Raw genomic sequence first — 14,558 nt, 5'->3', positions numbered from 1 at the left:
CTGGCACGGTGCTCACTGAAATCCGCATCGAGTCGCTGGGGGCCATCAGCGCCGCGGTCGGGGAATTCGGCCGCGGCCTGACGGTGCTGACCGGCGAGACCGGCACCGGCAAGACGATGGTGGTGACCGGGCTGCACCTGCTCGGCGGTGCCCGCGCCGATCCCACTCGCGTCCGGTCCGGGGCCGACCGCGCCGTCGTCGAGGGCCGTTTCGCCACAAGCGATCTCGCCGATGAGACGGCGACGCAACTGGATGCGATGCTGGAAGACCTGGGTGGGGAGCGCGACGAGGACGGCAGCGTGATCGCGCTGCGCTCGGTCAGCCGCGACGGGCCGTCGCGGGCGTATCTCGGCGGCCGCAGCGTGCCCGCAAAGTCGCTGGGCGACTTCACCACCGAGCTGTTGACCCTGCACGGCCAGAACGACCAGCTGCGGCTGATGCGTCCCGAGGAGCAGCGCGGCGCGCTGGACCGCTTCGCCGGCGCCGGTCCGGCGCTGGAGCGCTACCGCAAGCTGCGCGACGCCTGGCTGACGGCGCGGCGCGACCTGATCGACCGCCGCGACCGGGCCCGCGAACTCGCCCTGGAGGCCGACCGGCTCAAGTTCGCTTTGAACGAGATCGACACCGTCGATCCGCAACCCGGGGAAGACGACGCGCTGGTCGCCGACATCCTGCGCCTCTCCGAACTGGACACGCTGCGCGAGGCCGCCGCCATCGCGCGCGCCGCATTGTCGGCCGACGACGCCGACGGTCTGGGCCAGAGCGCCACCGATAGCCTCGGAAAGGCAAGGGCCGCACTCGAATCCACCGACGACGCGACGCTGCGCGCGTTGGCCGGCCAGATCGGCGAGGCGCTCACCGTCGTCGCCGACGCGGCGCACGAGCTCGGTGGGTTCCTGGACGGACTGCCGGTGGACGCCAGCGCCCTGGAGTCCAAGCTGGCCCGGCAGGCGGAACTGCGCACGCTGACCCGCAAGTACGCCGCCGACATCGACGGCGTGCTGCAGTGGGCGCGGGAGTCACGCGATCGGCTGGCGCAACTCGATATCTCCGAAGAAGGCCTGGCGGCGCTGGAACGCCGGGTCGACGAACTGGCCCGCGAACTGTCCGATGGGGCAACCGATCTCAGCAAGCTGCGGCGCAAGGCCGCCAAGCGGCTGGCCAAAGAGGTGACCGCGGAACTGTCCGGGCTGGCGATGGCCGACGCCGAATTCACGATCGACGTGAGCCTCGACGCCGCGGGCCAGGACGATCCGGCCACGCTGGCGCTACCGTCGGGCGAGCTGGTGCGCGCCGGTGGCGACGGTATCGATGAGGTCGAGTTCGGCTTCGCCGCCCACCGCGGCATGACGGTGCTGCCGCTGGCGAAAAGCGCCTCCGGTGGGGAGTTGTCCCGGGTGATGCTGGCGCTCGAGGCGGTGCTGGCGGCGTCGGCGGCCGGCACCACGATGGTGTTCGACGAGGTCGACGCCGGCGTCGGGGGCCGGGCGGCCGTGCAGATCGGGCGGCGGCTGGCGCGGCTGGCCCGGACCCACCAGGTCATCGTCGTCACGCACCTGCCGCAGGTCGCCGCATACGCCGACGTGCACCTGGTGGTGCACAGCGCCGGACCCAAGGGCACCAGCGTGGTGCGGCGAGTCACCGACGACGACCGCGTCGCCGAGCTGGCCCGGATGCTGGCCGGGCTGGGCGACTCGGACAGCGGGCGCGCGCACGCCCGCGAACTGCTCGAAACGGCACAGAACGATAGGGACTGACCCGGCCCCCTGCCGCGAGCGCGCGTGTTTGTACGCCGACACGCCGCGCAGCCCGTACAACTGCGCGCCCTCGCCGCGACCAAGCCGTAATGACCCTGTTACTGATGTGACTCTAGATAACTTCTGAGGCTAATGTTACGGCGCGCCTCCACGCCTGGCCCGGGCTTCACCGACAGAATCGCCCCCATGAAGATGTCAGGTCTGCTTTCGCGTAACACGTCCCGGCCGGGCCTCACCGGCACCGCTCGGGTCGACCGGAACATCGACCGCCTGCTGCGCAGGGTGTGTCCCGGCGACATCGTGGTACTCGACATCCTGGATCTGGACCGCATCACCGCGGACGCGCTGGTGGAGGCCGACATCGCCGCCGTGGTCAACGCCTCGCCCTCGGTCTCGGGCCGCTACCCGAACCTGGGCCCCGAGGTGCTGGTCAACAACGGCGTGACCCTCATCGACGAGACCGGGCCCGACGTCTTCAAGAAGGTCAAGGACGGCGCCAAGATTCGCCTCTACGAGGGCGGCGTGTACTCCGGCGACCGCCGCCTGGTCCGCGGCACCGAACGCACCGACCACGACATCGCCGACCTGATGCGCGAGGCTAAGAGCGGCCTGGCCGCACATCTGGAGGCGTTCGCGGGCAACACGATTGAGTTCATCAAGAGCGAGAGCCCGCTGCTGATCGACGGTATCGGCATCCCCGACATCGACGTCGACCTGCGCCGCCGGCACGTGGTGATCGTGGGCGACGAGCCCGGCGCCGAGGACGAGTTGCGCTCGCTCAAGCCGTTCATCAAGGAGTACCAGCCGGTGCTCATCGGCGTGGACACCGGCGCGGATGTGTTGCGCAAGGCCGGGTATCGGCCCCAGATCATCGTCGGCGACCCCGACAAGATCAGCACCGACGCCCTCAAGTGCGGTGCGCACGTCGTCCTGCCCGCCGACGCCGACGGCCACGCGCCCGGTCTGGAGCGGATTCAGGATCTCGGCGTGGGAGCGATGACCTTCCCGGCCGCGGGCTCGGCCGTCGACTTGGCCCTGTTGCTGGCCGACCACCACGGCGCCGCGCTGCTCGTGACGGCCGGCCACACCGCCAACATCGAGACGTTCTTCGACCGCAACCGCACCCAGAGCAACCCCTCGACGTTTTTGACCCGGCTTCGAGTGGGGGAGAAGGTGGTGGACGCCAAGGCCGTTGCCACGTTGTACCGCAACCACATTTCGGCGGGCGCCATCGCGCTGCTGGCGTTGACGATGCTGATCGCGGTCATCGTGGCGCTGTGGGTGTCCCGCACCGACGGTGTGGTGGTGCACTGGGTCACCCACTACTGGAACCACCTCTCGCTGTGGGTGCAGCACTTGGTCAGCTAGTTCGAGGACGGTGCGTCAAATGATCTCGTTACGCCAACATGCCCTGTCGCTGGCCGCCGTCTTCCTGGCGCTGGCCGTGGGAGTCGTGCTGGGCTCCGGATTCTTGTCGGACACCCTGCTGTCCAGCCTGCGTGACGAGAAGCGTGACCTGTACACCCAGATCAGCGGGCTCAACGACCAGAAGAACGTGATGAACGAAAAGCTGGCCGCGGCAAACAATTTCGACAACCAGCTGGCCGGCCGGATCGTGCACGACGCCCTGGGCGGAAAGTCGGTGGTCGTCTTCCGCACCCCCGACGCCAAGGACGACGACGTCGCCGCGGTCTCGAAATTCATCGGCCAGGCCGGCGGGACCCTCACCGGAACGGTGTCGCTGACGCAGGAGTTCGTCGACGCGAACTCCGCGGAGAAGCTTCGCACGGTGGTGAACTCGTCGATCCTGCCCGCCGGTCAGCAGCTGAGCACCAAGCTCGTCGACCAGGGTTCGCAGGCCGGCGACCTGCTGGGCATCGCGCTGCTGGTGAACGCCAATCCGAGCGTGCCGCCCGTCGACGACACGCAGCGCGACACCGTGCTGGCCTCGCTGCGCGACACCGGCTTCATCACCTACCAGCCCGCCGACCGGCTGGGGGCGGCCAACGCCGCGCTGGTCGTCACCGGCGGCGGGCTGCCGCAGGACGCCGGCAATCAGGGCGTCAGCGTGGCCCGCTTCTCGGCCGCGCTCGCCCCGCACGGCTCGGGCACCCTACTGGCGGGCCGCGACGGTTCGGCGACGGGCGGCGCCGCGGTCGCCGTGACCCGCGCCGACACCGGCATGGCGTCGGCCATCAGCACCGTCGACGACGTCGACGCCGCGCCCGGGCGCATCACCGCGGTGCTGGGCCTGCACGACCTGATCAACGGCAACCACGTCGGGCAGTACGGCACCGGGCACGGGGCCACCTCGATCACCGTGCCGCAGTAGCGGGCGTGTTCCCCGCGACACGGCGTCGTGGATGTTAGGGTGGGTTTCCGTGGGTCGGCAGGCCCATCTAGTTCATCGCTAGAAAAATCGAAGCCCTGCCCGTCTTCACGGAGGTCGCCTGTGCGGAAGCACCCGCAAACCACTACCAAGCACCTCTTCGTCAGCGGTGGGGTCGCTTCCTCGCTGGGCAAAGGGCTTACCGCCAGCAGCCTGGGGCAGCTACTGACGGCCCGTGGGCTGCACGTGACGATGCAGAAGCTCGACCCGTACCTCAACGTCGACCCGGGCACGATGAACCCGTTCCAGCACGGCGAGGTCTTCGTCACCGAGGACGGCGCCGAGACCGACCTCGACGTCGGCCACTACGAGCGGTTCCTGGATCGCGACCTGTCCGGCTCGGCGAATGTCACCACCGGTCAGGTGTATTCGACCGTCATCGCCAAGGAACGGCGCGGTGAGTACCTCGGCGACACCGTCCAGGTGATCCCGCACATCACCGACGAGATCAAGCGGCGCATCGTGGCGATGGCCCAGCCGGACGCCGACGGCAATCGCCCCGACGTCGTCATCACCGAAATCGGCGGCACCGTCGGCGATATCGAGTCGCAACCCTTTCTGGAGGCCGCGCGGCAGGTGCGCCACGACCTCGGCCGGGAGAACGTCTTCTTCCTGCACGTGTCGCTGGTGCCCTACCTGGCCCCGTCGGGCGAGCTCAAGACCAAGCCCACCCAGCACTCGGTGGCCGCGCTGCGCAGCATCGGTATCACCCCCGACGCGCTGATCCTGCGCTGCGACCGTGACGTTCCCGAGGCGCTGAAGAACAAGATCGCGCTGAGCTGCGACGTCGATATCGACGGCGTCATCTCCACCCCCGATGCTCCGTCGATCTACGACATCCCGAAGGTGTTGCACCGCGAGGAACTCGACGCGTTCGTGGTGCGCCGGCTCAACCTGCCGTTCCGCGACGTCGACTGGACCGAGTGGGACGACCTGCTGCGCCGGGTGCACGAGCCGCACGAGACGGTGCGAATCGCTCTGGTGGGCAAGTACGTTGAGCTTTCCGACGCCTACCTGTCGGTGACCGAGGCGCTGCGCGCCGGCGGGTTCAAGCACCAAGCCAAGGTCGAGATGGTGTGGGTGCCCTCCGACGACTGCGCGAACGCCCATGACGCCGCCACCGCGCTGGGCGACGTGCACGGCGTGCTGATCCCCGGCGGTTTCGGCATCCGCGGCATCGAGGGCAAGATCGGCGCCATCCGTCATGCCCGGGGACGCGGGCTGCCGGTGCTGGGCCTGTGCCTGGGGCTGCAGTGCATCGTGATCGAGGCCGCGCGCTCGGCCGGTCTCACGGAGGCCAACTCGGCCGAATTCGAGCCGGGCACACCGGATCCCGTCATCTCCACGATGGCCGATCAGGAGCATATCGTCGCCGGCCAGGCGGACCTCGGCGGCACCATGCGGCTGGGGGCCTACCCGGCGGTGCTGGAGCCGGATTCGATTGTGGCCCAGGCGTACGGGGCCACCGAGGTCTCCGAGCGGCACCGGCACCGCTACGAGGTCAACAACGCCTACCGCGACAAGATCGCCGAAAGCGGCCTGCGTTTCTCGGGGACCTCGCCCGACGGACACTTGGTGGAGTTCGTCGAATACCCGCCCGATCTGCACCCGTTCGTCGTCGGCACCCAGGCCCATCCCGAACTGAAGAGCAGGCCGACGCGGCCACACCCTTTGTTCGTCGCGTTCGTCAAGGCGGCCCTGGACTACAAGGCGGGCGAGCAGCTGCCGGTGGAAATCCCCGAGCAGCACTCGCCCAACGGCACCCAGCATCGAGACAGCGTTCAGCGGCCGCTACCCGAGCCCGCGTCCCGTGGCTGACCACGTCTTCGAGACGGCGTCATCCGAAACGCTGCACACCGGAAAGATTTTCGCGCTGCGCCGCGATCAGGTCCGGATGCCCGGCGGCAAGCTCGTCACCCGGGAGGTCGTCGAGCACTTCGGCGCGGTGGCGGTGGTGGCCATGGACGACGACGGCAACATCCCGATGGTCTATCAGTACCGCCACGCGTTCGGCCGGCGGCTGTGGGAGTTGCCCGCCGGGCTGCTCGACGTGGGGGGCGAGCCCGCGCAGCTGACCGCCGCCCGGGAGCTGCACGAGGAGGCGGGGCTGAAGGCCGACACCTGGCGGGTGCTCGTCGACCTCGATTCCACGCCCGGCTTCAGCGACGAATCGGTGCGCGTCTATCTGGCTACCGGCCTCACCGAGGTGGACCGCCCCGAGGCGCACGACGAAGAGGCCGACATGACGATGCAGTGGTATCCGCTGGCGGAGGCCACCCGCAAGGTGCTCACCGGCGAGATCGTCAATGCCATTGCGGTGGCGGGGATTCTGGCCGCCCACGCGGTGACCGACGGGGTCGCCCAGCCGCGCCCGGCGGACAGCCCATGGACCGACAAGCCGACCGCGTTCGCAGCGCGTAAGGCCGCGCAATGACGGCGGCTCTCGACACGCAGCTGCAGGGCTACTTCGACCACCTGACGATCGAGCGGGGCGTGGCGAAGAACACGCTGAGCTCCTATCGCCGGGACCTGCGCCGCTACAGCAAGCACCTGTCCGACCGCGGGATTTACGACCTGGCCAAGGTGGGCGAGGACGACGTCAGCGAGTTCCTGGTGGCGCTGCGTCGCGGCGATCCCGACACCGGGGCCGCGGCGCTGTCCGCGGTGTCGGCGGCGCGGGCGCTGATCGCGGTGCGCGGCCTGCATCGGTTCGCCGCCGCCGAAGGGCTGGCCGAACTGGACGTGGCGCGGGCCGTGCGGCCGCCGACCCCGGGCCGTCGGCTTCCCAAGAGCCTCACCATCGACGAGGTGCTGGCGCTGCTGGAGGGCGCCGGCGGCGACAGCCCGAGCGACGGCCCGCTGACGCTGCGCAACCGCGCTCTGCTGGAGTTGTTGTACTCCACCGGATCTCGGATCTCCGAGGCCGTCGGCCTCGACGTCGACGACATCGACACCGAGGCCCGTTCGGTGTTGCTGCGCGGCAAGGGCGGCAAGCAGCGGCTGGTGCCGATCGGGCGCCCCGCCGTGCGGGCGTTGGACGCGTATCTGGTGCGCGGTCGCCCCGATCTGGCGCCCCGCGGCCGCGGCACGCCCGCCATCTTCCTCAACGCCCGCGGCGGCCGGCTGTCGCGGCAAAGCGCGTGGCAGGTGCTGCAGGACGCCGCCGAGCGCGCGGGCATCACCTCGGGGGTGTCGCCGCACATGCTGCGCCATTCCTTCGCGACCCACCTGCTCGAGGGCGGCGCGGACGTCCGCGTCGTGCAGGAGCTGCTCGGGCACGCCTCGGTGACGACGACGCAGATCTACACGCTGGTGACGGTGCATGCGCTGCGCGAGGTGTGGGCCGGGGCGCACCCCCGGGCGCGGTAACTCTGCGCCGAACGTCGACTTGTTGCGCGAGTTCGTCGCAAATCCCGACATTAACTCGACGCTGGACCCCGGTATTCCGACTCCAGCACCAGGTCGGACACCAGCGACTGGTATTCCAGGTGCGCCTTGTGCTCGACGGTGTCCCAACCCTTGCCCTGCTGCTGGCGCATGTACTCGCGATATTTCGGGGCGCCGGGGATTCTCACGTTGTCGGCGACGACGATCGCGCCCGGGCGCAGCCAGCCCCGGTCGAGGATGCTCATCAGGTCGCCCAGGTAGGCGTTCTTGTCGTGGTCCAGGAACACGAAATCGAGTGCGCCCGAAGCGAATCCGTGGTCATTGGCCAGTGCGTCCAGCGTGCGTCCGCCGTCGCCGATGGTCCCGACGACGCACGTCACCCGGTCGGCGACCCCGGCGTGCTCCCAGATCCGCCGGGCGTTGGCGGCGTTGGCCTCGGCGAGCTCGACGGAGTACACCTTCGCTTTGGGGGCGGCGCGGGCGATCCGCAGCGCACCGTAGCCGCAGTAGGTGCCCAGCTCGAGCGCCACCGCGGGGTCGGCGCGCCGCACGGCCGCGTCGAGCAACAGCCCCTTCTCGTCGCCGACGTTGATCAGCATCGACTTCTCGTAGGCGAACTTGTCGATGGTGGCCAGCACGTCGTCGACGTCGCCGCCCCGGGCGTTGCGCAGGACGTATTCGACGGCGGCGGCCTCGCGCCCGTCGCCGATCTGTCCCGTGGTGGTGATGTTGCGATTCCCGGCGGCCATCCGCCACACCGACCACCGCAGGATGGGCAGGCGTCGCTTGAGATCCATGAGAATCCACGATAGTGCCGGCCACGATGCCCCTGCGAATGGTGCTGGTGTGACTGAAGTTAGCCCTGCGCGCAAAGGTGCGTTCCACCAGCGATTTCCGCCCATATTGGCTGGTGATTCGTCCGCGCGGCGCCCGGGTTACATGCGCGAAGCCGTTAGACTTTCGAGCGATGTTCACCTCTCGAACACGCCGGGCGTGATGACCGAGCACCCGGACAACGGCGTCGAGATCGGCTTGACGGGACGCCCCCCGCGGGCGATTCCCGAGCCGGCGCCGCGCACCTCGCACGGCCCGGCCAAGGTCGTCGCCATGTGCAACCAGAAGGGCGGCGTCGGGAAGACCACCTCGACGATCAACCTGGGCGCCGCGCTCGCCGAATACGGCCGGCGCGTGCTGCTGGTGGACATGGACCCGCAGGGCGCGCTGTCCGCGGGCCTGGGCGTCCCGCACTACGAGCTGGAGAAGACGATCCACAACGTGCTGGTCGAGCCGCGGGTGTCGATCGACGACGTGCTCCTCCACACCCGCGTCAACCACATGGACCTGGTGCCCAGCAACATCGACCTGTCGGCCGCCGAGATCCAGTTGGTCAACGAGGTCGGCCGCGAGCAGACCCTGGGCCGCTCGCTGTACCCGGTGCTGGACCGCTACGACTACGTCCTGATCGACTGCCAGCCGTCGTTGGGCCTGCTCACCGTCAACGGACTGGCCTGCGCGGACGGCGTGGTGATTCCCACCGAGTGCGAATTCTTCTCGCTGCGCGGCCTGGCGCTGCTCACCGACACCGTCGACAAGGTGCGCGACCGGCTCAACCCGAAGCTGGAGATCAGCGGGATCCTGCTCACCCGTTACGACCCGCGCACCGTCAACTCGCGCGAGGTGATGGCCCGCGTCGTGGAGCGGTTCGGGGACCTGGTGTTCGACACCGTGATCACCCGGACCGTCCGGTTCCCGGAGACCAGCGTGGCGGGCGAGCCCATCACCACCTGGGCGCCCCGATCGACCGGCGCCATCGCCTACCGCGCGCTGGCCCGCGAGTTCATCCACCGATTCGGCGCGTGAACGGCGCAGCCAACGGTGAGGCGCCAGCCAAGAACGGCTTCCAGGTACGCCTGACCAACTTCGAGGGGCCGTTCGATCTGCTGCTGCAGCTGATCTTCGCCCATCGCCTCGACGTCACCGAGGTGGCGCTGCACCAGGTCACCGACGACTTCATCGCCTATACCAAAGCGATCGGCTCCCAGCTGGGCCTCGAGGAGACCACGGCCTTCCTGGTGATCGCCGCGACGCTGCTCGACCTCAAGGCGGCCCGCCTGCTGCCGGCCGGACAGGTCGACGACGACGAAGACCTGGCGCTGCTCGAGGTGCGCGACCTGCTGTTCGCCCGGCTGCTGCAGTACCGCGCCTTCAAGCACGTCGCGGAGATGTTCGCCGAGCTGGAGGCCGCAGCGTTGCGCAGCTATCCGCGCGCGGTGTCGCTCGAGGACCGGTTCACCGAGCTGCTCCCCGAGGTGATGCTCGGCGTCGACGCCGAGCGGTTCGCGCAGATCGCCGCCGTCGCGTTCACCCCGCGTCCGGTCCCGACGGTGGCCCTCGGCCACCTGCATGAGCTGCAGGTCTCGGTCCCCGAGCAGGCCGAGAAACTGCTGGCGATCCTGGAAGCCCGGGGCAGTGGGCACTGGGCGACGTTTTCCGAGCTGGTCGCCGACTGTGAGGCGCCGATGGAGGTCGTCGGGCGCTTCCTCGCGCTGCTCGAGCTGTATCGGACCCGGACGGTAGCATTCGACCAGTCAGAGCCGCTTGGCGTGCTCCAAATTTCGTGGACCGGGGAACGTCCGGTAGAAGTGCGGGACGAATGATGACGGACGAGCTGCCCGACGAGCTGCCCGAGATCGATCTGGGCATCGAGATCGCCGAGGCGGCGCCGATGGACGCCGAGGAACTCGGCTCCGTGCTGGAAGCGCTGCTGCTGGTGGTGGACACCCCCGTCACCGCCGAGGCGCTGGGCGCGGCCACGCAGCAACCCGTGTACCGAATAGCCGCCAAGCTGCAGCAGCTGGCCGAGGAACTCACCGAACGCGACAGCGGCATCGATCTGCGGCAAAACAGCGAGGGCTGGCGGATGTACACCCGCGCCCGGTTCGCGCCGTACGTGGAGAAGTTGCTGCTGGACGGCGCGCGATCCAAGCTCACCCGGGCCGCGCTGGAGACGCTGGCCGTGGTCGCCTATCGGCAGCCCGTGACGCGGGCGCGGGTCAGCGCGGTGCGCGGCGTCAACGTCGACGCCGTCATGCGCACCCTGCTGGCGCGCGGCCTGATCACCGAGGCCGGCGCCGACGACGACACCGGCGCGACGACATTCGCCACCACCGAGCTGTTCCTGGAGCGGCTGGGGCTGACGTCGCTGGCCGACCTCCCCGATATCGCGCCGCTGCTTCCCGACGTCGACACGATCGAGGACCTGAGCGAATCCCTGGACAGCGAGCCACGTTTCATCAAACTCGGGGGCGGTTCGGCCTCCGAGCAGTCGCTGTCCTTCGACGTGGACAAGGATTGATGGCCGAATCTGAAGGGGTCCGCCTACAAAAAGTCTTGTCCCAGGCGGGAATAGCGTCGCGCCGGGCCGCCGAGAAGTTGATCATCGACGGCCGCGTCGAGGTGGACGGGCAGGTGGTGACCGAGCTGGGCACCCGGGTCGACCCGGACGCTTCGGTGATCCGCGTCGACGGGGCGCGGGTAGTGGTCGACGACTCGCTGGTGTACCTGGCCCTGAACAAGCCGCGCGGCATGCACTCGACCATGTCCGACGAGCGCGGCCGGCCGTGCATCGGCGACCTGATCGAGCGCCGGGTTCGCGGCAACAAGAACCTCTTTCACGTCGGCCGGCTCGACGCCGACACCGAGGGGCTGATCCTGCTGACCAACGACGGCGAGCTGGCGCACCGGCTGATGCACCCCTCCCACGAGGTGCCCAAGACGTACCTGGCGACGGTGACCGGGACCGTGCCGCGCGGGCTGGGTAAGCGGTTGCGGGCCGGGGTCGAGCTGGAGGACGGCCCGGCGCGGGTCGACGATTTCGCGGTGGTGGATGCCATTCCGGGGAAGACGTTGGTGCGCGTGACATTGCACGAGGGACGCAACCGCATCGTGCGCCGGCTGTTGGGCGCCGCCGGTTTTCCAGTGGAGGCGCTGGTGCGCACCGACATCGGCGCGGTGTCGCTGGGGGAGCAGCGCCCGGGCAGCATCCGGGCGTTACGGCGCGACGAGATCGGTTCGCTCTACAAGGCGGTCGGGCTGTGAGCAACATAGTAGTCGCGATCGATGGTCCGGCAGGGACTGGAAAGTCCTCTGTGTCAAAGGGATTAGCCCAAGCACTGGGATTGCGCTACCTGGACACAGGCGCCATGTATCGGCTGGTGACACTGGCGGTATTGCGGGCGGGAGTCGATCCGGCCGACGCCGAAGCGGTTGCACACGTTGCCGATACGGTGAGGATGTCGGTTGCCTACCATCCCGACGGTGATCTCTATTTCCTGGCGGGAGAAGATGTCTCGGCCAAGATCCGTGGCGATGAGGTCACTGGTGCCGTCTCGGCGGTGTCGTCGGTTCCTGCAGTGCGTAGCAAGCTCGTCGCCCGACAGCGTGACGAGATTAGGCAGGGCGGCGTCGTCGTCGAGGGCCGGGACATCGGAACCGTGGTCCTGCCCGACGCGCCGGTCAAGATCTTCCTCACCGCCTCGGCCGAAACCCGCGCCAGGCGGCGCAACGACCAGAACGTCGCGTCCGGTCTGGCCGACGACTGCGAGGGCGTGCTGGCCGACGTGCGCCGCCGCGACCATCTCGATTCCACCCGGGCGGTGTCGCCGCTGCGCGCGGCGCCCGACGCGGTGGTCGTGGACACCAGCGACATGACCGAGGCGCAGGTGATCGCGCATTTGCTCGAGCTGGTGCGGCAGAAGAGCGGGGCGGTGCGATGACGCAGGACGGCACCTGGGCCGACGAAAGTGATTGGGAAGCGGTCGATTCCGGCGTTGAGGACGCCGAAGATGCCGGACCGGCGCCGGTGGTCGCGGTGGTGGGCCGGCCCAACGTCGGCAAGTCGACTCTGGTCAACCGGATCCTGGGCCGGCGCGAGGCGGTGGTGCAGGACATCCCCGGCGTGACGCGCGACCGCGTCTCCTATGACGCGCTGTGGACCGGGCGCAGGTTCGTCGTGCAGGACACCGGGGGGTGGGAGCCCGACGCGAAGGGCCTGCAGCAGTTGGTGGCCGAGCAGGCGGCGGTGGCCATGCGGACCGCCGACGCGGTGATCCTGGTGATCGACGCGACCGTCGGCGCCACCGCGGCCGACGAGGCCGCCGCGCGCATCCTGCTGCGCTCGGGCAAGCCGGTCTTCCTGGCGGCCAACAAGGTTGACAGCGACAGGGCCGAGGCCGACGTCGCGGAGCTGTGGTCGCTGGGGCTCGGCGAGCCGCACGCCGTCAGCGCGATGCACGGCCGCGGTGTCGCCGATCTGCTCGACGAGGTGCTGGCCGTGCTGCCCGAGGTGTCGGAGGCCGCACCCGCGCCGGGCGGGCCGCGGCGGGTGGCGCTGGTCGGCAAGCCGAACGTGGGCAAGAGCTCGTTGCTGAACAAGCTTGCGGGCGACGAGCGTTCGGTGGTGCACGACGTCGCCGGGACGACCGTGGATCCGGTGGACTCGCTCATCGAACTGGGCGGCAAGGTCTGGCGGTTCGTCGACACCGCGGGGTTGCGGCGCAAGGTGGGCCAGGCCAGCGGGCACGAGTTCTATGCGTCGGTGCGCACCCACTCGGCGATCGATGCGGCCGAGGTGGTGGTCGTGCTGATCGACGGGTCGCAGACCCTGACCGAGCAGGATCAGCGGGTGCTGTCGATGGTGATCGAGGCCGGCCGCGCGCTGGTGCTGGCGTTCAACAAGTGGGACCTGGTCGACGAGGACCGCCTCGACCTGCTGGAGCGCGAAATCGACCGCGAGCTGGCGCAGCTGCGGTGGGCGCAGCGGGTGAACATCTCCGCCAAGACGGGCCGCGCGCTGCAGAAGCTGGTGCCGGCGATGGAGACCGCGCTGGAGTCCTGGGACGCGCGGATCGGCACCGGGCAGCTGAACGCGTGGATCAAGGAAATCGTCGCCGCCACGCCGCCGCCGGTGCGCGGCGGCAAGCAGCCGCGGATCCTGTTCGCCACCCAGGCCGCCGCCCGCCCGCCGACGTTCGTGCTCTTTACCACCGGTTTTCTGGAGGCCGGCTACCGGCGGTTCCTGGAGCGACGGCTGCGCGAGACGTTCGGCTTCGAGGGCAGCCCGATCCGGATCAACGTGCGGGTGCGCGAGAAGCGGGGACCGAAGCGCCGCTGAGTGTGCGCTCACGGCTTTGCGGGTGCACCCACGGCGGAGATCCGGCGATTTTCCCGCCCCCTGCACACACTGATGGCCCAGGAGTCACACTCGACGCCCCGCCAGGCCGTCACTGGGTAGCGGGTCGTCTGCGGTAGGCTGTCGACCTGCTGCCGGTGATCCCGGCAGCACGCGGGCTGTGGCGCAGTTTGGTAGCGCACTTGACTGGGGGTCAAGTGGTCGCAGGTTCAAATCCTGTCAGCCCGACCAAAATTTCCGCAGGTAGACCGCCTATCGGTGGTCCGCGACAACCGTCGAAGCGGTACCGCCGACGGGTATGTACAGCAACCGGTACAGCAACGCGTGCGCGTTTGCCGGAGAACCGTTAATTGTCCGAGAGCCCCCTCATTCTTTCGACGGCGGCTCAGGTCGTGTGACCTCGACCTCGGCTGTCATAGTTAGCGGCACCACTAACGACGCCGTCGCACCAATGAACACATGGCCCAGAAATTTGAGCACGTAATCCGTCGTGGTGGAATCCGCGTCGAGGTGAACAACCTGGATGCCCTCACTCTTAGCAATAAGCTCGCCGCCATCTTGTACACCGATGGGGGTTACGACAATCCCGCCCGCGGCGCCAACGTCGCCGATCCTGTACGCGACCGCTCCCATCGCTTCCGCCTTGATCTTGGAGGTGGTACATCGCCGGCACTCGATGACGACGATTGCCCCGTCATCCGTGCTGACGCCCTTGCCCTCGACCTCCCAGTTCATGCCCGACTTGCCGACGAGTTTCTGCTTGCCCTCCACGCGTTCCAGTCCGAGCCCGAGCGCGTCGCTCAGCCACGACTGGCAGGCCAGGGTAGCTGACCGC

At 69.1% G+C, this 14,558-nt stretch carries 14 protein-coding genes and 1 tRNA gene; 13 read left to right on the top strand and 2 right to left on the bottom strand.

What is annotated here, in order from left to right:
• The first annotated feature begins 8 nt into the window (after positions 1 to 8).
• The 6 genes from recN to xerD all read left to right on the top strand — a co-directional run bounded on the left by recN (position 9) and on the right by xerD (position 7,515).
• Positions 9 to 1,757 (top strand): DNA repair protein RecN, encoded by a 1,749-nt coding sequence (gene recN / locus A5787_RS24305; RefSeq protein ID WP_066971818.1) that lies wholly within the window; start codon positions 9 to 11, stop codon positions 1,755 to 1,757.
• Between the two features lie 186 nt (positions 1,758 to 1,943).
• Positions 1,944 to 3,125 carry a putative cytokinetic ring protein SteA gene (gene steA, locus A5787_RS24300; RefSeq protein WP_066971816.1) on the top strand — a complete coding sequence of 394 codons (1,182 nt, stop codon included), beginning with the start codon at positions 1,944 to 1,946 and terminating at the stop codon, positions 3,123 to 3,125.
• Between the two features lie 19 nt (positions 3,126 to 3,144).
• Complete coding sequence (locus A5787_RS24295; protein WP_066971815.1) at positions 3,145 to 4,089, top strand: copper transporter; 945 nt, start codon at positions 3,145 to 3,147, stop codon at positions 4,087 to 4,089.
• 120 nt (positions 4,090 to 4,209) lie between these two features.
• Positions 4,210 to 5,964, top strand: a complete 1,755-nt coding sequence (locus A5787_RS24290) for a CTP synthase (protein ID WP_066971814.1) — start codon at positions 4,210 to 4,212, stop codon at positions 5,962 to 5,964.
• Positions 5,957 to 6,580 carry an NUDIX hydrolase gene (locus A5787_RS24285; RefSeq protein ID WP_066971812.1) on the top strand — a complete coding sequence of 208 codons (624 nt, stop codon included), beginning with the start codon at positions 5,957 to 5,959 and terminating at the stop codon, positions 6,578 to 6,580. Before A5787_RS24290 ends, A5787_RS24285 begins: the two co-directional genes overlap by 8 nt.
• Positions 6,577 to 7,515 (top strand): site-specific tyrosine recombinase XerD, encoded by a 939-nt coding sequence (xerD, locus tag A5787_RS24280; protein WP_066971810.1) that lies wholly within the window; start codon positions 6,577 to 6,579, stop codon positions 7,513 to 7,515. Before A5787_RS24285 ends, xerD begins: the two co-directional genes overlap by 4 nt.
• A gap of 50 nt (positions 7,516 to 7,565) precedes the next feature.
• Here xerD and A5787_RS24275 read toward each other — a convergent pair whose 3' ends face one another.
• Complete coding sequence (locus A5787_RS24275) at positions 7,566 to 8,330, bottom strand: O-methyltransferase (protein ID WP_066971808.1); 765 nt, start codon at positions 8,328 to 8,330, stop codon at positions 7,566 to 7,568.
• Positions 8,331 to 8,529: 199 nt separating this feature from the next.
• Between A5787_RS24275 and A5787_RS24270 the strand changes: the two genes are divergently transcribed.
• From A5787_RS24270 to A5787_RS24240, 7 genes are all read left to right on the top strand, one after another.
• On the top strand, positions 8,530 to 9,393 hold the full coding sequence (locus A5787_RS24270; protein ID WP_066971806.1) for a ParA family protein: 864 nt from the start codon (positions 8,530 to 8,532) through the stop codon (positions 9,391 to 9,393).
• Positions 9,390 to 10,190 carry a segregation/condensation protein A gene (locus A5787_RS24265; protein WP_066971804.1) on the top strand — a complete coding sequence of 267 codons (801 nt, stop codon included), beginning with the start codon at positions 9,390 to 9,392 and terminating at the stop codon, positions 10,188 to 10,190. The genes A5787_RS24270 and A5787_RS24265 overlap by 4 nt, the downstream gene beginning before the upstream one ends.
• Positions 10,190 to 10,888, top strand: a complete 699-nt coding sequence (gene scpB, locus A5787_RS24260) for an SMC-Scp complex subunit ScpB (protein ID WP_066971915.1) — start codon at positions 10,190 to 10,192, stop codon at positions 10,886 to 10,888. The genes A5787_RS24265 and scpB overlap by 1 nt, the downstream gene beginning before the upstream one ends.
• The gene (locus A5787_RS24255) at positions 10,888 to 11,631 is read left to right on the top strand and encodes a pseudouridine synthase (RefSeq protein ID WP_066971802.1); all 744 of its coding nucleotides are present in this window, start codon (positions 10,888 to 10,890) and stop codon (positions 11,629 to 11,631) included. Before scpB ends, A5787_RS24255 begins: the two co-directional genes overlap by 1 nt.
• Positions 11,628 to 12,308 carry a (d)CMP kinase gene (gene cmk / locus A5787_RS24250; protein ID WP_066971800.1) on the top strand — a complete coding sequence of 227 codons (681 nt, stop codon included), beginning with the start codon at positions 11,628 to 11,630 and terminating at the stop codon, positions 12,306 to 12,308. The genes A5787_RS24255 and cmk overlap by 4 nt, the downstream gene beginning before the upstream one ends.
• Positions 12,305 to 13,705, top strand: coding sequence for a ribosome biogenesis GTPase Der (gene der, locus A5787_RS24245; protein WP_066971798.1), 1,401 nt, complete (start codon positions 12,305 to 12,307; stop codon positions 13,703 to 13,705). Before cmk ends, der begins: the two co-directional genes overlap by 4 nt.
• A 172-nt stretch (positions 13,706 to 13,877) precedes the next feature.
• Positions 13,878 to 13,954 (top strand) — tRNA-Pro (locus tag A5787_RS24240).
• Positions 13,955 to 14,089: 135 nt separating this feature from the next.
• On the opposite strand, the gene A5787_RS24235 is transcribed toward A5787_RS24240, so the two are convergent.
• Entirely contained in the window at positions 14,090 to 14,494 is a 405-nt protein-coding gene (locus A5787_RS24235) for a hypothetical protein (RefSeq protein ID WP_231994142.1), read from the bottom strand.
• Between the last annotated feature and the right edge of the window lie 64 nt (positions 14,495 to 14,558).

This window comes from Mycobacterium sp. 852002-50816_SCH5313054-b (assembly GCF_001667185.1).
In the GTDB taxonomy this organism is placed as follows: Bacteria; Actinomycetota; Actinomycetes; order Mycobacteriales; family Mycobacteriaceae; genus Mycobacterium.
This window is presented reverse-complemented; position numbering and strand designations above follow the sequence as displayed.